Annotated in this window: 18 protein-coding genes; 10 read left to right on the top strand and 8 right to left on the bottom strand. The window is 34.9% G+C overall.

Going from position 1 to position 20,864, the window contains the following annotated elements:
* Positions 1 to 46: 46 nt before the first annotated feature.
* Positions 47 to 733 carry a tRNA (cytosine(32)/uridine(32)-2'-O)-methyltransferase TrmJ gene (gene trmJ / locus ACGH6P_RS01405; RefSeq protein ID WP_411590978.1) on the bottom strand — a complete coding sequence of 229 codons (687 nt, stop codon included), beginning with the start codon at positions 731 to 733 and terminating at the stop codon, positions 47 to 49.
* A gap of 333 nt (positions 734 to 1,066) precedes the next feature.
* Here trmJ and raiA point away from each other — a divergent pair, with 333 nt between their 5' ends.
* The 4 genes from raiA (at position 1,067) to ACGH6P_RS01385 (ending at position 4,871) form a co-directional block, all read left to right on the top strand.
* Positions 1,067 to 1,399, top strand: coding sequence for a ribosome-associated translation inhibitor RaiA (gene raiA, locus ACGH6P_RS01400; RefSeq protein WP_267359463.1), 333 nt, complete (start codon positions 1,067 to 1,069; stop codon positions 1,397 to 1,399).
* Between the two features lie 101 nt (positions 1,400 to 1,500).
* The gene (pheA, locus tag ACGH6P_RS01395) at positions 1,501 to 2,652 is read left to right on the top strand and encodes a bifunctional chorismate mutase/prephenate dehydratase (protein ID WP_267359462.1); all 1,152 of its coding nucleotides are present in this window, start codon (positions 1,501 to 1,503) and stop codon (positions 2,650 to 2,652) included.
* Between the two features lie 15 nt (positions 2,653 to 2,667).
* Positions 2,668 to 3,705 carry an A/G-specific adenine glycosylase gene (gene mutY / locus ACGH6P_RS01390; RefSeq protein WP_411596543.1) on the top strand — a complete coding sequence of 346 codons (1,038 nt, stop codon included), beginning with the start codon at positions 2,668 to 2,670 and terminating at the stop codon, positions 3,703 to 3,705.
* A 125-nt stretch (positions 3,706 to 3,830) separates the two neighbouring features.
* On the top strand, positions 3,831 to 4,871 hold the full coding sequence (locus ACGH6P_RS01385) for an NADH:flavin oxidoreductase/NADH oxidase (protein WP_411596542.1): 1,041 nt from the start codon (positions 3,831 to 3,833) through the stop codon (positions 4,869 to 4,871).
* A gap of 59 nt (positions 4,872 to 4,930) precedes the next feature.
* Here ACGH6P_RS01385 and ACGH6P_RS01380 read toward each other — a convergent pair whose 3' ends face one another.
* Complete coding sequence (locus tag ACGH6P_RS01380) at positions 4,931 to 6,115, bottom strand: FAD-dependent monooxygenase (RefSeq protein WP_411596541.1); 1,185 nt, start codon at positions 6,113 to 6,115, stop codon at positions 4,931 to 4,933.
* A 7-nt stretch (positions 6,116 to 6,122) separates the two neighbouring features.
* A complete protein-coding gene (gene tatA / locus ACGH6P_RS01375) occupies positions 6,123 to 6,296 on the bottom strand; it encodes a twin-arginine translocase TatA/TatE family subunit (protein WP_411590960.1) in 174 nt (57 codons plus the stop codon).
* A 658-nt stretch (positions 6,297 to 6,954) separates the two neighbouring features.
* Here tatA and ACGH6P_RS01370 point away from each other — a divergent pair.
* Complete coding sequence (locus tag ACGH6P_RS01370) at positions 6,955 to 7,647, top strand: helix-turn-helix transcriptional regulator (protein ID WP_267349713.1); 693 nt, start codon at positions 6,955 to 6,957, stop codon at positions 7,645 to 7,647.
* Positions 7,648 to 7,886: 239 nt separating this feature from the next.
* The gene (locus ACGH6P_RS01365) at positions 7,887 to 9,722 is read left to right on the top strand and encodes an ABC transporter ATP-binding protein (RefSeq protein ID WP_411596540.1); all 1,836 of its coding nucleotides are present in this window, start codon (positions 7,887 to 7,889) and stop codon (positions 9,720 to 9,722) included.
* A 48-nt stretch (positions 9,723 to 9,770) separates the two neighbouring features.
* On the opposite strand, the gene dacB is transcribed toward ACGH6P_RS01365, so the two are convergent.
* Positions 9,771 to 11,213: a serine-type D-Ala-D-Ala carboxypeptidase gene (dacB, locus tag ACGH6P_RS01360; RefSeq protein ID WP_267359453.1), complete on the bottom strand. Its 1,443-nt coding sequence runs from the start codon at positions 11,211 to 11,213 to the stop codon at positions 9,771 to 9,773.
* A 174-nt stretch (positions 11,214 to 11,387) separates the two neighbouring features.
* Here dacB and ACGH6P_RS01355 point away from each other — a divergent pair, with 174 nt between their 5' ends.
* Entirely contained in the window at positions 11,388 to 12,419 is a 1,032-nt protein-coding gene (locus ACGH6P_RS01355; RefSeq protein WP_267380796.1) for a TerC/Alx family metal homeostasis membrane protein, read from the top strand.
* Between the two features lie 46 nt (positions 12,420 to 12,465).
* Here ACGH6P_RS01355 and cycA read toward each other — a convergent pair whose 3' ends face one another.
* A complete protein-coding gene (cycA, locus tag ACGH6P_RS01350; RefSeq protein ID WP_267349717.1) occupies positions 12,466 to 13,839 on the bottom strand; it encodes a D-serine/D-alanine/glycine transporter in 1,374 nt (457 codons plus the stop codon).
* A 191-nt stretch (positions 13,840 to 14,030) separates the two neighbouring features.
* Here cycA and mltA point away from each other — a divergent pair, with 191 nt between their 5' ends.
* The 3 genes from mltA to asmA all read left to right on the top strand — a co-directional run bounded on the left by mltA (position 14,031) and on the right by asmA (position 17,688).
* The gene (gene mltA / locus ACGH6P_RS01345; protein WP_267380797.1) at positions 14,031 to 15,110 is read left to right on the top strand and encodes a murein transglycosylase A; all 1,080 of its coding nucleotides are present in this window, start codon (positions 14,031 to 14,033) and stop codon (positions 15,108 to 15,110) included.
* Positions 15,111 to 15,180: 70 nt separating this feature from the next.
* Positions 15,181 to 15,762, top strand: coding sequence for a dCTP deaminase (gene dcd, locus ACGH6P_RS01340; protein WP_065558762.1), 582 nt, complete (start codon positions 15,181 to 15,183; stop codon positions 15,760 to 15,762).
* Positions 15,763 to 15,795: 33 nt separating this feature from the next.
* Entirely contained in the window at positions 15,796 to 17,688 is a 1,893-nt protein-coding gene (gene asmA / locus ACGH6P_RS01335; protein ID WP_411596539.1) for an outer membrane assembly protein AsmA, read from the top strand.
* A gap of 100 nt (positions 17,689 to 17,788) precedes the next feature.
* Here the strand turns inward: asmA and hslU are convergent, their stop codons facing one another.
* The 3 genes from hslU to tolA form a co-directional block, all read right to left on the bottom strand.
* The gene (hslU, locus tag ACGH6P_RS01330) at positions 17,789 to 19,117 is read right to left on the bottom strand and encodes an HslU--HslV peptidase ATPase subunit (RefSeq protein WP_267349720.1); all 1,329 of its coding nucleotides are present in this window, start codon (positions 19,115 to 19,117) and stop codon (positions 17,789 to 17,791) included.
* 26 nt (positions 19,118 to 19,143) lie between these two features.
* A complete protein-coding gene (gene hslV, locus ACGH6P_RS01325; protein ID WP_025316169.1) occupies positions 19,144 to 19,671 on the bottom strand; it encodes an ATP-dependent protease subunit HslV in 528 nt (175 codons plus the stop codon).
* A gap of 170 nt (positions 19,672 to 19,841) precedes the next feature.
* Complete coding sequence (gene tolA, locus ACGH6P_RS01320) at positions 19,842 to 20,855, bottom strand: cell envelope integrity protein TolA (RefSeq protein ID WP_411596538.1); 1,014 nt, start codon at positions 20,853 to 20,855, stop codon at positions 19,842 to 19,844.
* Between the last annotated feature and the right edge of the window lie 9 nt (positions 20,856 to 20,864).

Genomic DNA, 20,864 nt, shown 5'->3' with positions numbered 1-20,864 from the left:
TGATATAAGCTAAAACACCCATTTGAAAATGGGTGTTGATAATCATCTATCTTAATTTTTTATCCACTGACGTTAAAATACCCCGTAAAATATTTAACTCTTGTTGCTCAATCCGTGCGCGAGTAAATAACCGACGTAAGCGCCCCATAATTTGACCGGGGTGATTAGCATTAATAAATTCAGTTTTCAACAAAGTTTGTTCTAAATGCTGATAGAAACGTTCGATGTCTTCATCTTTGGGAAACTCAATACTATTTATATCAGCCTCTTGTTCAGTTAAAACAGAACCAATATTTAACATCGACATTCGTATTTCATAACAAAGCACTTGTACTGACATCGCCAAATTCAATGAGCTATAAGCTGGATTTGCAGGAATCCCAACATGATAATGGCACTTTTGCAACTCCTCATTAGTTAATCCCACTCGTTCACGACCAAAAACCAAAGCAACATTTGCATCATTATTAGATGCTTCTTGAATAATTTTATCGCCACACTCTTTTGGTGTTAAATTCGGCCACTGTAAGCTACGAGGACGAGCACTAGTCCCGATCACTAACCGACAATCTGCAATCGCCTCATCCAAAGATGAAAAAATTTGGGCTTGTTTTATAATATCACTCGCTCCAGCTGCTAAAGAAATAGATTGAGAATCTGGTTTTATTACTGGGTTAACCAAACAAAGATGCGTTAATCCCATTGTTTTCATTGCTCTAGCGGCTGAACCCATATTACCAGTATGCGAAGTTTCAACTAAAACAATCTTCACGTTATCTAAATAATTCACAATATCCTCATTAAAAAAGTATCGAGTTCCTATTAGAACCAAATAGTTAACAGTATATAGGAAAAAGATGGCAAAATGCAGATTTGAAATCTGATTGATTAAAATCAGCAGAAATTATTTTGAATGTTAATCACAAAATTTACAGAATAAATAAATAACTGATTGACGAAACTGCAATAATTTGCCAATGTAGAGGTAGAAATCCCCCATTGAGTTAGCTCAATTTGTTAGCGAATTTTTTAGTAAACTTTTTAGTAAACATAGTGGAGGTCAATCATGACGTTAAGTATTACCAGTAAACAAATGGACATTACTCCTGCAATTCGTCGTTATCTTGAAGATAAGTTTTCGAAACTAGATAAATGGAGAGCACTGTTAATCAACCCTCACTTTATATTATCGAAGGAACCTGATGGATTTATTATTGATGCCACCATTGCAACCAAAGGCACACCTTTAGTTGCTTCGGCTAAACACATTGATATGTATGCGGCAATTAATGATCTTATTGGAAAACTCGAAAAACAACTCAATAAGATTCAGCATAAAGGGGAATCTCGCCGAGCCTTTGATAGCATCAAAGGAGACGTACTAGAAAAGCAAGTTTAGAAAATAGATGATCATAAATAAATTAAAAGGCACTTTGATAGTGCCTTTATTTTTTAGCTTGTTATAATATTACACATCTATTTTTTACTTAATTAAGCCAAATGACTGTTAATCCTTTACTACCCTTGCGAGATAAAATTAATGAAATTGATGCGAAATTATTAGAGCTTGTAGCTAAACGTCGCCAAATTTCAACACAAGTCATTCAAACAAAAATTGAAGCCAACATTCCTGTGCGTGATTTAGAACGTGAACGCTCATTAATCAATTCACTTATTCATCAAGGAAAAGCCTATCATCTTGATGATATTTTAATAAAACGTCTATATCAGGTTATTATTGAAGATTCCGTTCTACTACAACAAAAGATCTTACAAGAAAAACTCAATCACAACACCATAGCGACGGCAAAAGTTGCTTTTTTAGGGCCCAAAGGCTCTTACTCCCACTCTGCTGCGCGACGTTATGCGAGTGCTCACTTTGAAGAAATGACGGAATCTAGTTGTTCAACCTTTAAAGATGTTTTTGAGCAAGTCGAAAAAGGAGTGGTGGATTTTGGTATTTTACCTATCGAAAATTCAAGCTCTGGTTCGATTAATGAAGTTTATGATCTTTTACAAAAAACCAATTTACATATCATTGGTGAACTTTCATTACCTATAGATCACTGCGTACTTGCTATTGCTGATGCCAAACTGGAGCAAATTGACACTATTTATAGTCATCCACAACCATTTCAACAATGCAGTAACTTTTTAGAAAAATCACCTCATTGGAAAATTGTCTATTGCGACAGTACCTCGTCAGCTATGGAGATGGTAGCAAGCCTCAATAAGCCAAATGTTGCAGCAATGGGTAACAAAGATGGCGGTGAATTATATGGACTACAAGTACTTGAACATGATTTTGCTAATCAAAAAGAAAATATCACTCGCTTTATTGTGTTAGCTCGACAACCTGTTGACGTTTCAAATCAGATACCTGCTAAAACAACTATCCTAATGAAAACAGGTCAACAAGCTGGGGCTTTAGTTGATGCATTACTAGTATTGCGCAATCACAACATTGTCATGACAAAGCTGGAGTCTCGACCAATCCATGGTACGCCATGGGAAGAGATGTTTTATATCGATCTACAAGGTAATCTAAATTCTCATGAAATGCAAACTGCGCTCAAGGAACTCTCAGCTATTACCTTATACACCAAAGTGCTTGGCTGCTATCCAAGTGATTCCATTTCTTCTCTCATGTAATATATTATTAACACTATGCAAAAATTTTCAAATGCCGTGCTCAAGTGGTATGAACAGTACGGCAGAAAAACGTTACCATGGCAAATTGAAAAAAGTTCTTACCATGTTTGGTTGTCTGAAGTGATGCTCCAACAAACTCAAGTTGCAACTGTCATCCCCTACTTCAATCGTTTTATTGAGCATTTTCCGAAGATAACCGATTTAGCACACGCCCCGATTGATGATGTGTTACATTTGTGGACTGGATTGGGTTACTATGCTCGAGCCCGTAATTTACATAAAGCGGCGAAAATGGTTACTGACAAGTTTAAAGGTCACTTCCCTACTTTATTTGATGATGTCGTTGCCTTACCCGGTGTTGGGCGGTCAACTGCTGGCGCAATTTTGTCGCTATCTCAAAACCAACATTACCCTATTTTAGACGGTAATGTAAAACGGGTTTTAACACGCTTTTTTGCTGTTGAAGGTTGGACTGGCAATAAAAGCATTGAAAACAGACTTTGGCAATTGAGCGAACAGGTCACACCAAAGCATGATGTAGCAAAATTTAATCAAGCGATGATGGATATAGGCGCAATGGTTTGCACTCGCACTAAACCTAAATGTAACTTATGCCCACTACAAAGTGATTGTATCGCTTATCAAACAAACAGTTGGCAACAATATCCTACCAAAAAACCGAAAATAACAACTCCTGAAAAATCGGCTTATTTTTTGATGCTAGAATACAACCAGAGTATATGGCTTGAAAAACGACCGCCATCGGGTATCTGGGGCGGTTTATATTGCCCACCACAATTTGCTACAAAGCAAGCATTAATCAATTGGCTAAACGATTGTGGAATTCAAACAACTCCACCACAACAATTGATTTCTTTTCGCCATACTTTTAGCCATTTTCATTTAGATATCATACCGATTCATTGCATCATGGTTAACAACACGAAATGTTTAGATGAAAGTAATGGCTATTGGTATAACTTAACAACAGAAAATGCGAAAATTGGCTTAGCAACACCCATTTACAATTTATTGAAGCAATTGAATTCATGATTGATTAAATGAGCTTAAAATCGATCGGTTGGTTAACTATCGGTTAAATTAGCGATATTATAGCTTAATTATTCTTCACAAAAAGTTGAGAATCTATTGTTCACCAATAATTTAAGGAATTCTATATGGCTAAAATATCTTATTTAAATACGCCTTTTACGATTAAAAAATTATCATTAAAAAATCGTATTGTTATGCCTCCAATGTGTCAATATCAAGCTAAAGATGGTTTACCAAATGATTGGCATTTTATTCATTATGTTTCAAGAGCTGTTGGGGGCGTTGGTTTAATTATTGTTGAAATGACGAATATTGCACCAAATGGACGAATCTCGCCAAATTGTCTAGGTTTATGGAATGATGAACAACGTGATCAGTTTAAACGCATTGTTGATGCCGTTCACGCCCAAAATGGCAAAATAGCCATTCAAATTGCCCATGCAGGGCGTAAAGCTTTAGGAGCTGATGATGTGGTATCTTGCTCTCCTCTTCTTTATGACGGCACTAACGAGGCCAATAAACAGTGGCAATATCAAATGCCAAGAGAATTATCAAAAAATGAAATCGCTGACATTATTCAAAAATTTAAAGAATCAAGCCAACGGGCCGTTGAAGCTGGTTTCGATGCAATTGAAATCCATGGCGCACATGGTTACTTAATACATCAATTCAGTTCACCTAAAACCAATTTACGAACCGATGAATATGGTCAAGATAAGTTACTCTTTGGAGAACAAGTTATTAAAGCCGCTAAATCGGTTATGCCACCTGACATGCCGTTAATTATTCGGTTTTCAGCGCAAGAATATGGTAAAGATGGATATAGTGTTGATTATGGATGCAAAATAGCTAAACGTTTTGCCGATGCGGGCGCTGACGTTTTAGATGTGAGTGGTGGCGGTGACGGACAACTTGATCCAGCTCACACCCCTGATTTTCATGCCGGTTATCAAGTTTACTTGGCTAGCGCTATCAGACAATCGATAGATTTGCCAATAATAGCTGTTGGTATGCTTGAGGATCATTACTTAGCCGATTACGTTTTAAGCCGAGGTGATGCAGATTTGATAGCTGTTGGTCGAGGCTTATTAAATGATCCATATTGGCCTTTACGTATTCCTTCATCGCCATTTGTTCCGGCATCTTATCAAATCGCCTTTAAATAACTTAAGCTAAAATTTTACTTCCTGTAGCACACGCTACAGGATAATAAACATCAGCAAATTTATATCTTCATGGCATATTTAATTAACTGTTTTTTTAATGGAGAACAATAATCAATAGTATTCATGCCTACCGTTCTTAGTGCCTTCTTAAATAAATTATCCCCATTAAACATATCTTGAATAGTTTGCATTGCAGTTAACATCACCACCGCATCTTTACGACGCGTAAACTGAAATGATTTTAGATTACTGACCAAGCCAATATCCTGATTTGCATCAATTAATTTTTTTATCGTCGACACTAACAATGCCGAATCTTGAAAACCTAAGTTGACTCCTTGCCCGGCTAAAGGATGAATTGTGTGCGCTGCATCGCCTACCAAAACTAAACGATGTTTAACAAACTGCTTGGCAAAGCGTGCTTTTAATGGAAAAATCATTCTTGGGTTAATTAACTGACAGTGGCCTACTTTATCACCTGTTAATTGAAATAATTGATGAGAAAAGTCGGTTTCAGATAACAAAGCTAAATTAGCTGCATTATCAGGTTTAGTTGACCATACTAAACAACTTTTATTAGGATGATAAAGCGGAAGAAAGGCAACAATACCATTGGGATAAAAAATTTGTTTTGCACAAGCATGATGGGGATATTCGGTTTCAACGGTTGTAATTAATGCGTGATGAATATAATTACGTTCTAAAACAGAAATGTTTTCATGCTGACGAATCCATGAATTTGCACCATCTGCACCAATAATAAGTTTCGCTGGTAAAGTAACCTGATCTGCCAAGGTCAAAAAAGCACTATTATCATCGAATACACTATCTATCACTTCTTGACTATAAATCGTTATGTTGTTACTAGCTAAAGCATAGTGATATAAATAATGAGACATAACGTGATTTTCAATGATATAACCTAAATTTTGATAACCATAATCCTTAGCCTGTGCTGATAAATGAGCCTGTCCATTCTTTTCCCACACATCAATTTCAGTAAACTTTTGCACACGACCACTTAAGCAAAGTGCATCCCATACACCAATTTGAGCAAAATAGCGCTGGCTAGCACCATTTAGCGCTGAAGCTCTGACCCCAATCTTATCCTTTGGCAAACTTTCATGTTGGTGAATATTTTTATCAATAATGGCAATTTTCAAATCATAATGACTTAAAGCACAAGCCGTTGCCAAACCTACTAAGCCACCCCCAACAATGGCGACATCAAATTGAATACTCATAGCTCAATTATTTATTATCTAATTTAGGATCATTCTTAGATTCAATATCTTCACTCATCTCCTTTTTAAACCCTTTCAGCGCAGAACCTAAATCAGATCCTAAGTTTCGTAGTTTTTTAGTACCAAATAACAAGACGACAACAGCAAGAAAGACTAAAAGATGTGGGATACTAAATGACATAATAAAATCCTCTTTATTAAATTTTATTAATTCGTCTAACAATAGAATTGTAAACAAATGGTATATATATTTATACATTATACCTTTTAAGGGATGATTTCATAAGAAGTTTAAGCAAAAAAAAAGACCTGCATATAAATATACAGGCCAACATGAAATATAAGGAATATAAGGAAAGAAAACAATGAAAAATCCTTACACTGCTTATTATCCATTTTTTTTCGTTTCAGTCAACGTTTTTATTTGTTTTTTTATTTATTTTAAATTTTAAAAGAAAAAGGTCAAAAACAAGAATTAAATCTTTTAAAATCAATCAATAAATAAATTTAACGTAAGTAACTCATGAAAATAAATTAATTTGACATATATCAAATATAAAATAAAAAACATTTAAAAAGCAGACAAAAATCTTTTTTTCTCGTGGAAATAAACAAAATTCCAACAGAAAAACAAAAATAAAATATTTTTTTAAAAAAACTATATTTTGATTTTTTAATACGCAAATTGATATAATTAACTTGCTATAAAACGAACAATTCAGACAAAATTACAAAAAATTACTTTTTTATATTAGCTTTTCATTTAATGTTGTATGTAAAACTTATAAAATATCTACTATAATTTGAAAAACGGATGTGATAGGAGAAACAAATCAGAAATGAATATGATTAAAAATAAAAATGTAAAAACATTTAAAGAAAGATTACATAGCTCAATGCAAGGTTTATCTGTCTCTGCCTTCGCTAAAAAATGTGATATGTCTGAAACAGTGATCAGAGATTATTTATCAGGAAAAACTTATCCATCTTTGACACGACTGGAAGTGATTGCTGAAAAATGCAATGTTTCATATAACTGGCTGGCAACAGGCTATAAATTAGAAGTTTTAGATCCTAAAGAAGATGAAGCAGATGTCTACAACGAGAATATATACCGTATTCCCGTCTATAAAAAACAGTTACCAACCAAAGAAGAAGCGCAATCACAACGATATATTCGAGAAACACCTCCTGTCATGAACTATCCCGTTGTTGAAGGTTGGGCTTCTCATAGAGGATTAGATATCAAAAAATTAATCATTTATTGGGCTAAAGGGGATCTCATGTCGCCTGAAATCAACAATAATAATGGTTTAATTATTAATACGGAAATCGTTGAAATTATTGATGGAGCAATCTATTTAGTTGAATATGAAGATATTACCTTTTTACGTAAAGTTCGATTAACGCAAAATGGGTGGGTTTTAATTTGTAACAATAACCAATTCCCTACCATTGAAGTCTCTAAAGAAAATTTTGATAAGTACCATTTTGTGGGTCGAGTTGTACAAATTATTAAGGATATTTTTTAGTCAAAAAATAGGCAAATATCGTTATTCAAGATATAATTGAAAAGCAAGAAAGAATATAAAATGAACTCTTTCTTGCTTTAGTTTTTAATATTTTTAGAATCTGCAATAATAGGTAGTAAAATGTTGTTAAATTTCATAACTATCCATCAGTTTTAGGATATCTAACTCTATTCATTCTACTCGCAATGTTAATATCAACGATTCAATTTAATGAAAAATAGCAAATAATTAGGTCAATTATGTATCGATTTTTTGAAAAATTGGTGTCACCTTATCCTAAAAGTGAACCGCAACCAGCAGCTAAAAATTTTCTAGGTTTTATATGGCAATCAACCCAAGGCACTCGAATATTCATGCTGCTTTTAATTATATTTAGTGCTCTCAGTGGCGCATTTGAAGCTTTTCTATTCGCTGCCCTTGGCAAAGTGGTGGATTGGCTTGCGATTGTCGAACCTAATGAGCTTTGGCAAAAAGAAAAAACTTCGCTATTAATCTTAACCTTAATCATTTTATCCAGCACTTTGATTATTGGATTACAAACAATCATCAAGCATCAATGTTTAGCGGGAAATTTTCCAATGCGAATGCGTTGGAATTTACATCGACTAGTGCTTAATCAAAGTATGCGTTTTTTTCAAGATGAGTTTGCCGGAAGAATATCGGCAAAAGTTATGCAAACTGCATTAGCCGTTAGAGATACCTGCTTTCTTGTTGCTGATATCTTAATATTTGTGTTGATTTCGTTTATAACTATGGCTGCGGTAATCGGTCAATTAGCCCCTTGGCTATTGCTGCCATTCTTTGGGTGGTGTGTCCTTTATGGCTTAGCCATGTACTATTTTATTCCTCGCTTAAGTAAAGTTGCAAGTATGCAAGCAGATGCTCGTTCTACCATGACTGGACGTGTAACGGATGCTTATACAAACATTATGACGGTTAAACTGTTTTCTCATGCCGGTAATGAAGCAAAGTATGCCCAAGAGTCTATGGATGAGTTTTTGATTACTGTCAATAAACAAATGCGGCTAGTCAGCAGTTTTGAAATCGTGAATCATTTACTATCTATTCTACTTATTTTATCAACGACTGGTGTTGCCTTGCTGTTATGGACAAATCAATTAGTTGGAATCGGTGCTATTGCAACAACCACAGCATTAGCGCTTCGTTTAAACGGTTTATCACATTGGATTATGTGGGAGCTTGCAGCTTTATTTGAAAATATTGGGGTTGTGAAAGATGGTATGAATACATTTTCAACTGCAACAACCATTGTTGATAAACCCAATGCCAAAAATCTAAATGTGACTGATGGAAAAATCGAGTTTAAAAATATTTATTTCACTTACGATGAAAAGATTCGAAATTCGGTAATTAACGATCTCAATTTAACTATTAAGCCCGGTCAAAAAATAGGGTTAGTTGGACGTTCTGGCGCCGGAAAATCCACATTAATTAATCTGTTATTACGTTTTTATGACTTACAACAAGGTAAAATTCTTATTGACGGACAAGACATTACCGAGATTAATCAAGAAAGCTTACGGGCGCAAATTGGTATGGTTACACAAGACACGTCCTTGTTACATCGAACTGTTCGGGAAAATTTACTTTATGGTAATAATCAAGCTACTGAACAAGAGATGATAGATGCGGCTAAAAAAGCCCATGCAGATAAATTTATTCAAACATTAATCGATGCTAATGGTAGAACCGGTTATGATGCTCATGTTGGTGAACGAGGTATAAAACTATCGGGTGGTCAAAGGCAACGCATTGCCATTGCTAGGGTGATCTTAAAAAATGCACCAATATTATTACTTGATGAAGCAACCAGTGCATTAGATTCAGAAATTGAACAAGCTATTCAAGAAAGTTTATATGCACTAATGGAAGGCAAAACTGTTATCGCTATAGCGCATCGTTTATCAACTATTGCCGCAATGGATAAACTGGTTGTTTTGGATGAAGGAAAAATTATCGAACAAGGTACACATCAAGAATTACTGGATAAAAATGGCTTATACGCTCAACTTTGGAAACATCAAAGCGGTGGTTTTTTACCAGATAGTCTATAAGTGCGTTTAACGGTTTGGCACCTTTGTTCTAGGTGCCAATATCATTTTTTATTCACCAATCACAAATTTTTTATAAAATTCAGATTCGAAACGCATTATTGCACTATTTTTAGGCTCATCCCTTCTTTCAGGATGATACCCCGAAAGTAACTGAACAAAAGCGATAATTTTTCCATCTGACTTCTCAATAAATCCAGCTAAATTATAGCTGCCTTGTATATATCCCGTTTTTGCTCGTATGGTTTCTATAAAAGGCGGTTGATTAAAGCTTTTACGATATTGTAATGTTCCATCCTTCCCTGCAACAGGAAGTTTTTCAATAATTTTGAGATCGCGATCATGAGCTGAAATATATTGCAGAATTTCCATCATTTTGTCTGCACTGACAAGATTCAATCTAGACAAACCTGAACCGTCAACAATCACCAAATTTTCGAGATCAATACCAGCTTTTTTAAGTAAAATTTGTTTAACCGCATCTCCACTATTTCGCCATGTACCTGGAATTTTAAAGTAATGAGCCCCAATTGTTCTAAAGATAGCATCAGCGTACAGATTGTTCGATTTTTTCAACATTACGGTTAACAATTCTGATAGCGGTGCAGACTGGCTTGAAACTAATAATGAAAGTTTGCTATTTATTGGCTCATTACGTGCTGAAATCGCACCATTAAATGAAATTTTCTGTTGTTTTAACTCATTTTTCAAAACACTTGAAAAATAATCCACCCCATTAAGTACAGCAAATTTTAATGCTATTTTATCTGATCCTGACGCAATACATCCGGATAATTGATAGCGATTTTTGTCAGTATAACTGGCATCAAGCTCACAGTATTTATCATTCAGATCTTTACTGTTTTTAGCTATGGTTTTAACATTACCTGTCACCGTGACAGGAATATTTGAGGAAACAGAAATAGAGGCTTTAGCACCGACCTTACCCGGTTTGATTGTCACATAAAAACAATTATCATCGATAATTGCAGCTGACGGCGGTGCATTGTAACAAGCGGTTAAATTATTCCAAGACCAACCTTCTGCTTTATCGTGACTGGTAAATATAGAAGTATCTAAAATGACTTTTCCTGTTATTTTTTCAACCCCTTTCCCACGTAAACTTGCCAGCATATTTTTTAACTGTCCACGCGTAAAAGTTGGATCACCACTCAGTTGAATAATCAAATCACCATTTAATTGTTTATTGGCAATTGAACCATTAGTTAACATTTTAGTTTCAAATCTAAAATCCGCTCCTAATTCAAGTTCTGCTGCAAGTGCAGTGATCACTTTTTGGGTACTGGCTGGCTGTTTAAATTGATCGCTTTTATATTTAGCTAATGTTCTTGGTTTGTCATCAACAGATTGAACTAAAATTGATATATCACTACCTTTGGGTAACGAAGATACATAAGACTCAACTGACTGAGCTTGCAATATAGCGGAAAAAAAAGAAATAATAAAAAAACTTACTACTTTGAAATTTTTCATCAAAATCAGCTCAAAATTATTTTAATTAATGGGAAGGGATATTGAAAACAAATATATCTTTTTTTGTTATTGCTATCAATATATACTCAACTACTTTTATATATATGTTCTGTAAAAATAGTTAAATTTTGTTATTAAAAGATCATGACATAACTACATATTAGGCGATAAATTATGATTCACAACTCATTAGGCTTTCCAATTGAAACGGTCATCGTTTTTATTGTATTAGCATCAACAGCTATTGTTATTGATTTATATGCACATCATAACGATAAACCCATAAATTTAAAAAATGCTGTATTATGGTCACTATTTTGGATTGCTGTAGCTTTAGGATTTACTCTTTATCTATATCTTCATCATGGTAGTGCAATAGCGAGCTTATTTATCACTGGTTATGTACTTGAAAAGGCTCTCTCTGTTGATAATTTATTTGTGATTATGGCTATCTTTTCATGGTTTTCTGTACCTGAAAATTATCGTCATCGCTTGCTTTATTGGGGAGTAATAGGCGCCATCATATTCCGTGCTATTTTTGTTATCATTGGGACAGGTTTATTAGCTTTAGGACCTTGGATGGAGCTCGTTTTTTCCGTTATTGTTGCTTTTACCGGTTTGATGATGTTAAAAAATCAAGGTGAAAATGAAGAAATAAAAGATTATTCAAACCATTTCGCTTATCGAATAGCAAAACGTATTTTTCCCGCTTATCCTAAAATTGTCGGGCATCATTTTTTATTAACCTCTAAACAGTTAGATCAAGAACTTGCAAAACCGGAAAACAGTAACTTAATTGGCAAGTTACCTAAAAGAGCTTTATACGCAACCCCGCTTTTTTTATGTATTACTGTAATTGAACTTAGCGATGTGATGTTTGCCTTTGATTCTGTTCCTGCTGTCATCGCGGTTAGCCAAGAACCACTCATCGTTTATAGTGCCATGATTTTTGCAATTTTAGGTCTCAGAACCATGTATTTTGTTTTAGAAGCCATGAAACAATACTTAGTTCACTTAGGAAAAGCGGTTATTTGTTTACTGTTTTTTATAGCAATCAAATTAGCATTAAATGCAAGTAACCATTTATTTGGGCATGGTATTGATATTAGTCCTATAACAAGCCTTTATATCGTATTAGGCATTTTAGCTATCGGTATTATTGCCAGTATCATTTGGCCTGAAAAAGATCACCACAAAGCAGATTAATCTTCAGACAATGAGTAGGAATTCATCCTACTCATTATAGTAATAATTATTGACGTTTTAGCGAACGTATAAAATAGCTTATCCCTAAAATTACAAACCAAATTGGTGTTGCAATCAATGCTTGACGAGTATCTTTTTCAAAAGTAAGTAAGACAATAACAAATATAAAAAACATCAAGCTAACCAAGCACATCAAATTACCACCTGGCATCTTAAATTGAGATTGTTCGTGCAAATTCACTTTTTTACGTCGATAAGCCATATACGATATCAATATCATTGACCAAATAAACATAAATAATATGGCGGAAATCGTCGTTACTATGGTGAAAGCCTCCATCACATTAGGAACTAAATAAATCAGAACTACACCACCGAATAAACAAGTACATGAAAAGAGTAAACCATTGGCAGGAACTGAACGACGTGATAATTTTCCAAAAGGCTCTGGTGCATCTTGTTTTTTAGCCAAACCAAATAACATTCGGCTGGTAGAATAGATACCACTATTAGCCGACGAAGCAGCCGATGTTAATACCACAAAATTAATAATGCTTGCTGCCGCTGGTAAACCAATTAGGGTAAATAACTCAACAAATGGACTCTTATTTGGTGAAATAAATGACCATGGTGTCACACTCATAATGATAATTAATGCAAACACGTAAAAGAAGATAATACGTGCAGGCACAGAATTAATGGCTCGAGGTAAATTTTTATTCGGATCGACTGTTTCAGCGGCGGTAGTACCAACCAGTTCAATTCCCACAAAAGCAAAAATAGCTATCTGAAAACCGGCAAAGAATCCCATAAAACCATGAGGAAAAAATCCGCCATAATCCCAAAGATTCGAAAATGCAGCTGTGGTATTCGTTTGATCTGAGTGGTATGCTGTGAAAATTAATCCTAATCCAATACCAATCAAAGCTAAAATCGCAATAATTTTAATCATTGAAAACCAAAATTCGGTTTCGCCAAACATTTTTACTGTTAATAAATTAAGTGTTAACAGTAAAACGACGGTTAATAACATCGGGATCCAAGATTGCAAATCAGGAAACCAATGCTGTGCATAACCGGCAATAGCAACCACATCAGCAATACCTGTTACCACCCAACAAAACCAATAAGTCCAACCAGTAAAAAACCCTGCCCAAGGGCCGAGTAGATCATTGGCAAAATCACTAAACGATTTATATTTCAAGTTGGAAAGCAAGATTTCACCCATTGCTCGCATAACAAAAAATAAGATAAAACCAATAATCATGTAAACAAAGATGATCGACGGTCCAGCAAGGCTAATTGTTTTTCCTGATCCCATAAATAAGCCTGTACCAATTGCACCACTGATTGCAATTAACTGAATATGCCGATTAGAAAGGTTTCGTTTTAGGTCATTGTTTGAGGATGTATTGCTCATCACTATTATTACCTTTTATTCCGTAATTTTCGATTTTTTAAGGAATATAGGACTATAAATTCAATATTGCTAAATCGCAAGCTGATTTTTTATGAAAACTTTTTATTGTCCGTTAATAATTATGAGTAGTTTCTTATAATATAATTGTGTAGCATATTCAATACTGTTTATTATTGATAATAACTAATTAGATGAAAAAAAAACTCAATCATTATCTTTTCATTGTTTTTATTGCCTTTTTTACACTTTCGCTGTTAACCAGCTGTCAAGATAAACCCATTAAACAGGGTCAACAATACTCGGACGGGCGATTACCCTTATCACTTAATATCAGCTATCCAAATTTAGATACCCCTGTAAACATAACAGACTACATTATGCAGGTGGAACAAATAAAAACCGCATCGCCCGCATTATACAAACAAAATGAACATATTTATAAAGCTGTTGATGATTGGATTAATGGCTTGCTTGCTTCTAATGAATTTCACAAAGTAGGATTAAATAGTTATGAAATGGCAGGTCAAGATGGATTTGGAAACGTGCACTTAACTGGTTATTATACCCCAATTATTAAAGCCAGACATAAACCTACTAAAGAATTTAAATATCCTATTTATAAAATGCCAGTTAACTATAAAGGTCAATTACCAAGTCGACAACAGATTTATAAAGGTGCATTAGCTGGCAAAGGACTTGAAATTGCTTATAGTAATTCATTAATTGAAAACTTCATTATGGAAGTTCAAGGTAGTGCCTATATCGATTTTGAAGACGGTGAACCTTTGGTCTTTTTCAGCTATGGCGGTAAAAATGGACATGGCTATTCGAGCATTGGAAGAATTTTAATTGAACAAGGTGAAATTGAAAAAGAAAAGATATCGTTACAAGCAATTAGAGATTGGGCAACAACTAAAACTGAAAAACAGCTCAAAGCCTTGCTAACCGAAAACCGTTCCTTTGTTTTTTTTAAGCCCCAATACAATGCTGATGTCAAAGGAGCAGCAACTGTACCTTTGGTTGCTAATGCATCGGTAGCATCAGATAAATTACTTGTCCCTCTTGGTTCGGTGGTGTTAATGGATTTACCATTACTCGATGAAGATGGTCAATATAGTGGTAGACGAGAAACTCGTCTAATGGTTGCGCTCGATGTTGGAGGCGCCATAAAAGGCCATCATTTTGACCTTTATCTTGGCGTTGGAAATGACGCAGGTAAACTTGCTGGATACTACAATCATTATGGTCGGGCATGGGTAATTAAACCTTAATTTACGAACATCGACGGCATAACAAGAAACTGTTAAAATAGCAGGATAGAGGCTCAATTAAGGATAACTCATGAGATTATGCGATCGAGATATTGAAGCATATTTACAAAACGGTAAATTAAAAATAACCCCTCAACCAGCACCAAGTTCAATAAATGGCGCAACAGTTGATGTCAGGTTAGGTAATCAATTTCGGACTTTCCGAGAACATACAACTCCCTATATCGATTTAAGTGGACCCAAAGAAGAAGTTTCCGCAGTATTAGAACGTGTAATGAGTGATGAAATAGTATTATCTGAAGGTCATGTTTTTTACCTTCATCCAGGAGAACTTGCATTAGCCGTTACACTTGAATCTGTGACGATTCCTGATGATTTAGTTGGCTGGCTTGATGGACGTTCTTCATTAGCCAGACTTGGTCTTATGGTGCATGTAACTGCACACCGTATTGATCCAGGTTGGCAAGGACAAATTGTCTTAGAGTTTTTTAATTCTGGAAAAATCCCATTAGCACTTAGACCTGGGATGACTATCGGAGCCCTAAGTTTTGAGACTTTAACAGGGCGAGCGGCGAGACCTTACAATCGTCGACAAGATGCAAAATATAAAGACCAACATGGCGCTGTAGCCAGTCGTATTGATAAAGACTAAATCAGCATATAACCTTACTATAGGAACACTAATATGATAAAAAAAATATTGGTTACTCTTTTTATTTTAATTCTGATTATAGCTATTGGGATCATTTCACTGATTGTTTTTGTCGATCCTAATAATTTCCGAGGATTTATTTCTGATAAAGTAAGAGATAAAACAGGTTATGAATTAACTATTGAGGGTGATTTACGTTGGCATATTTGGCCACAAGTCAGTATATTAACCGATTCGGTAAAACTGAATGATACCGGTGCACAAAAACCTATTTTGACCGCAGACAATATGCGACTAGATGTTGAACTGCTACCACTTTTTTCGAAAAAGTTGGTAGTAAAAAATGTTTTTGTTAAGTCGGCTGTCATCAATATTACCGATGATAGCAAAGGTGAAATGGCACATAAAAAAAACGCCAACAATATACCTCATAAACCTGATGAAGATAAGCAAAAGAATGAAGAGCAAAGCAAATCAAGTTGGCAATTCACATTGAACAAATTTGAAGTTGCAGATAGCACTTTAGTACTACAACAAAAAGATACGCTAATCAATTTTAGGAACATTAACTTAACGGTTGAACAAAAAGCGGATAAAAATCTCAATGTTGATTTCAAAGGAAATGTTGATAAAAATCAACAGGATTTATTTTATGTTGCAAATGCCAATATTGATTTAAGTCAATACCCTGAACAGGCGATAATCGATCTGAAAAATTTTGATTATACGTTAACAGGTATCGGCATCCCTAGTGGCGAAATAAAAGGTAATTTGAAAACTATTTTACATTATCAAAAAAATCCGCAAAGCGTGAACACGCAAGATCTTCTATTATCAGTTAATGGTAATACATTTACAGGCAACGTTAGTCTCAATTTAGCTAATAAGCCTTATTTAGCGTTAGATCTCAATGCTGATAAATTAAATTTAGATCCGTTTATTACGGCCAAAGAGAAGCCTAGCGATAATGAAAGTAGCCCATCACAGCAAACGACACCTGTTGTATCGACAGTTCAAAAAACTAATAATGAACTTGATTTCCTAAATAGTTTCAATGCGAAAGCTAAGTTAAATATTAGGCAAATCATTGCTAATCAAATAACACTTGATAATGTTCATGCTGATATCAGTAATAATGATGGTATTGCAACGTTTAATAACCTGAATTTTGATTTTGCCAAAGGGCATATTACGGCAAATGGTTTTGCCAGCGGCAAACAAAAGAATGCATTAATTAAACTGAGCAGTAAAATCAGTAATATCGATTTAAATGAATTCTTTAATCAAATCAATACACCAAATGATTTAGTAGGCGTATTTAATGCAAACGGAGAATTAGAAGCAAGCACCATTTCCACGGCTAACTTGTTATCCAGTTTACGAGGAAACGTTGCTATCAACATAGCTAATGCTAGATTGGATAATATTAATATTCAAAATATCATTCAAAATGCGGCAGCGAAGTATAGTAAAGATGTGCTGACAACCGAAAATCAACAAAAATTCACCGAGTTTCATCAAATTTCTGCTAATGGTAATATAAATAATGGTAATTTGGATGTCACGACATTAACCGCTAATTCAGAAACATTAGATATTATAAATGGTTCGGGAAGAGTAGGACTAGTTCAAAAAGACCTCGATATCAATTTAAATGTCAAAATGCTAGGTGGTTGGAATGGAAAAAGTGAAACCATTGCCAAATTACAACAATTAACGATTCCACTACGAATTTATGGTGAATTTACAAAACTTCATTATCAAATTGATATTAGCCAAGTCTTTAAAGATGTTCTTAATGATAAACTACAACAAGGATTAGATAAACTTCGAGAAAAACTCGAAAATCGAAATTCAAAAGATGATTCTAAATCAAAATCGAAGCAAAAAGCGGCCGATATCTTAGGTCAGCTATTTAAAAAATAGTGCTTGATCTGCACGTTAAATTGATTGTTGTGACGATCAATGATGTTAATAAAAAAGGTGAGATTAACTCACCTTTTTTTATTCGATAAAGAACATTTATTTATAGAATAAATTTACTTAAATCTTCATCAGCAACCAGTTTATCTAAGTGATCGCCTACATATTTAGCATCAATAGTAATAGTTTGACCACCTAACTCACTTGCATCAAACGAAACTTCTTCCATTAATCGTTCTAACACAGTATGCAAACGACGAGCGCCTATATTTTCATTTTGTTCATTCACCTGCCAAGCAGATTCAGCTATTTTACGGATACCATCAGGCGTAAATTCGATATTGACACCTTCTGTTGCCATTAATGCTTTGTATTGTACTGTAAGCGAGGCATTTGGCTCAGTTAAAATTCGCTCAAAATCTTCAGTTGTTAACGCCTGTAATTCAACCCTTATAGGTAAACGCCCTTGAAGTTCAGGGATTAAATCAGATGGATTAGCTGTTTGGAAAGCCCCCGAAGCAATAAATAAAATATGGTCGGTTTTTACTGCACCATGTTTAGTAGAAACAGTACATCCTTCAACAAGTGGTAATAGATCACGCTGTACACCTTCACGTGAAACATCAGGACCTGACGAATTACCTCGTTTACAGACTTTATCAATTTCATCAATAAATACGATTCCATTTTGTTCCACCGCTTCGATAGCTTCATGTTTAAGATCGTCAGGGTTAACCAATTTAGCAGCTTCTTCTTCAATCAACTGTTTAAATGCATCTTTAATTTTCATCTTACGTGGTTTGGTTTTTTGTCCACCTAGATTTTGAAACATTGATTGTAATTGATTAGTCATCTCTTCCATACCCGGAGGAGCCATAATTTCGACACCAATATTGACACCAGCAACTTCAATCTCTATCTCTTTCTCGTCAAGCGTACCTTCACGTAATTTTTTTCGAAATGCTTGTCTTGCTGTAGAATCATTATTGTTTTCAACTTGTCCCCAGCCATCTTTAGCCGGTGGGACAAGTACATCTAAAATCCGTTCTTCAGCTAATTCTTCAGCACGATTACGATTTCTTTCCATCGCTTCTTGTCGAATCATTTTTACCGCTGAATCCGTCAAATCACGAATAATGGAATCGACTTCCTTACCAACGTAACCTACTTCAGTAAATTTCGTCGCTTCAACTTTGATAAAAGGTGCATGAGCTAATTTCGCTAAGCGCCTTGCAATTTCTGTTTTACCAACACCAGTTGGACCAATCATTAATATATTTTTTGGGGTGACTTCGTGACGGAGTGCTTCATCTAGTTGCATACGACGCCAACGATTACGTAACGCTATTGCAACGGAACGTTTAGCTTTATCTTGTCCAATAATATGTTGGTTTAGTTCGCTTACAATTTCGCGAGGAGTCATTTCAGACATAATATAATTCTCTTAAATCAGTTAAATTAATAATTAAGTTCTTCAATCGTTTGGAAATTATTGGTATACACACAAATATCGCCGGCAATCGATAATGATTTTTGTACAATATCATGTGCAGATAAAGAAGTATTATCCAGCAAAGCTCTTGCCGCAGCTTGAGCATAAGGTCCACCAGAACCAATTGCAATTAAATCATCTTCTGGTTGAATTACATCCCCTGTACCAGTAATAATTAGTGAAGCACTTTCATCAGCAACAGCAAGTAAAGCTTCTAATTTGCGTAACATTCTGTCTGTTCGCCAATCTTTAGCTAGTTCAACAGCGGCCTTCGTCAAATGACCTTGATGCATTTCTAATTTACGCTCAAATAATTCAAAAAGTGTAAAAGCATCAGCAGTACCACCAGCAAAACCTGCAATCACTTTGTTATTATAAAGACGACGAACTTTACGTGCATTTCCTTTCATAATAATACGTTCGCCTAGTGTGACTTGACCGTCTCCACCGATTACAACTTGCCCTTCTCGACGGACACTGACAATTGTTGTCATATTCTGCTCCTTCTCTTACATAAATATCTTAATTTGGAATGAATAGGTTATATATTGGGATGATAAATTGGTTTTCAACATCTTTTATACAAAGATGTTGTCAATTTATTGAATGAATGGATAATCGAGATTCACATCACATTGTAAAATCAATTGAAAATCCATATTTACTATGGTTCAAAGTTGATTATCATCTTTTTAACTTCAGGATAAAGTATTTGAGAAGGTTCCGGAATTACGGCTAACAATGTAGCAGCAACGGCTTCACGGCATAATGCATCATCGCCGCTCAACACTTTATGGTCCAACAATAGACCGTCCGGTGCGATTTGAATTTGTAATTGGCAACGCTGACCTACATAAAGACGATTTGGATTAATAAATTTATTACTTATAGCGGTTTTAACTAAAAATTTATATTTATCTAATTCGCCGTTAGAAACACCTTTTCTTGTTGCTGGTACACTTGATCCACCTGTCGTAAGTTCACCTAATAGATCATTAACAGCTTTATCATTTGCTGCCTTTTGTTGCGCTGCTCGTTTAGCAGCTTCCTTTTTTTCGCGTGCCACTTTTTCTTCAGCAGCTTTTTTTTCTGCTTCTTGCTTTTCTCGTGCTGCTTTTTCTGCAGCAGCTCTTTTTTCTGCTTCTAACTTTTCTCGTGCAGCTTTTTCTTCAGCTACTCGCTTTTCAGCTTCTTTCTTTTCTCGTGCTGCTTTTTCTTCGGCGGCTCGCTTTTCAGCTTCTTGCTTTTCTCGTGCTGCTTTTTCCTCAGCGGCTCGCTTTTCAGCCTCTAGCTTTTCTTCTGCTGCTTTTTTCTCAGCTTCAAGCTGTTCTTGTTTAAGTTTTTCAGCAAGTTTTAAACGCTCTTTTTCTAAATCCTTTAAATACTGTTGCTGTTCCAGTTGCTTTTGCTGCAACAACTGATTCTGTTTTGTAATTTGCTCATCAACCTGTTGCCTTAATTGCTGTTGATTTTTTTGACTTTGTGATTGCCTTTTATATTGTTCAGATATAATAGATGGATCAACCATAATTGCATCAATCGATTGACCATTGACCGTACCGTAATTATCACTATCATCTTGTATAGCTTTATAACATAAAAAAATTATCAATAGCACATGAAACAGGATTGATAAAATTATGGCTAAACTGAATTTTGAATTTGATTTTTTAGACATTGCTGACAT

Source organism: Gilliamella sp. CG25 (assembly GCF_046635705.1).
GTDB classification, from domain to species: domain Bacteria; phylum Pseudomonadota; class Gammaproteobacteria; order Enterobacterales; family Orbaceae; genus Gilliamella; species Gilliamella apicola_I.
This window is presented reverse-complemented; position numbering and strand designations above follow the sequence as displayed.

Coding starts and splice junctions, on each gene's coding strand:
- trmJ (WP_411590978.1), bottom strand. CDS start 733: ATGGGTTCAGCCGCTAGAGCAATGAAAACAATGGGATTAACGCATCTT.
- raiA (WP_267359463.1), top strand. CDS start 1,067: ATGACGTTAAGTATTACCAGTAAACAAATGGACATTACTCCTGCAATT.
- pheA (WP_267359462.1), top strand. CDS start 1,501: ATGACTGTTAATCCTTTACTACCCTTGCGAGATAAAATTAATGAAATT.
- mutY (WP_411596543.1), top strand. CDS start 2,668: ATGCAAAAATTTTCAAATGCCGTGCTCAAGTGGTATGAACAGTACGGC.
- ACGH6P_RS01385 (WP_411596542.1), top strand. CDS start 3,831: ATGGCTAAAATATCTTATTTAAATACGCCTTTTACGATTAAAAAATTA.
- ACGH6P_RS01380 (WP_411596541.1), bottom strand. CDS start 6,115: ATGAGTATTCAATTTGATGTCGCCATTGTTGGGGGTGGCTTAGTAGGT.
- tatA (WP_411590960.1), bottom strand. CDS start 6,296: ATGTCATTTAGTATCCCACATCTTTTAGTCTTTCTTGCTGTTGTCGTC.
- ACGH6P_RS01370 (WP_267349713.1), top strand. CDS start 6,955: ATGAATATGATTAAAAATAAAAATGTAAAAACATTTAAAGAAAGATTA.
- ACGH6P_RS01365 (WP_411596540.1), top strand. CDS start 7,887: ATGTATCGATTTTTTGAAAAATTGGTGTCACCTTATCCTAAAAGTGAA.
- dacB (WP_267359453.1), bottom strand. CDS start 11,213: ATGAAAAATTTCAAAGTAGTAAGTTTTTTTATTATTTCTTTTTTTTCC.
- ACGH6P_RS01355 (WP_267380796.1), top strand. CDS start 11,388: ATGATTCACAACTCATTAGGCTTTCCAATTGAAACGGTCATCGTTTTT.
- cycA (WP_267349717.1), bottom strand. CDS start 13,839: ATGAGCAATACATCCTCAAACAATGACCTAAAACGAAACCTTTCTAAT.
- mltA (WP_267380797.1), top strand. CDS start 14,031: ATGAAAAAAAAACTCAATCATTATCTTTTCATTGTTTTTATTGCCTTT.
- dcd (WP_065558762.1), top strand. CDS start 15,181: ATGAGATTATGCGATCGAGATATTGAAGCATATTTACAAAACGGTAAA.
- asmA (WP_411596539.1), top strand. CDS start 15,796: ATGATAAAAAAAATATTGGTTACTCTTTTTATTTTAATTCTGATTATA.
- hslU (WP_267349720.1), bottom strand. CDS start 19,117: ATGTCTGAAATGACTCCTCGCGAAATTGTAAGCGAACTAAACCAACAT.
- hslV (WP_025316169.1), bottom strand. CDS start 19,671: ATGACAACAATTGTCAGTGTCCGTCGAGAAGGGCAAGTTGTAATCGGT.
- tolA (WP_411596538.1), bottom strand. CDS start 20,855: ATGTCTAAAAAATCAAATTCAAAATTCAGTTTAGCCATAATTTTATCA.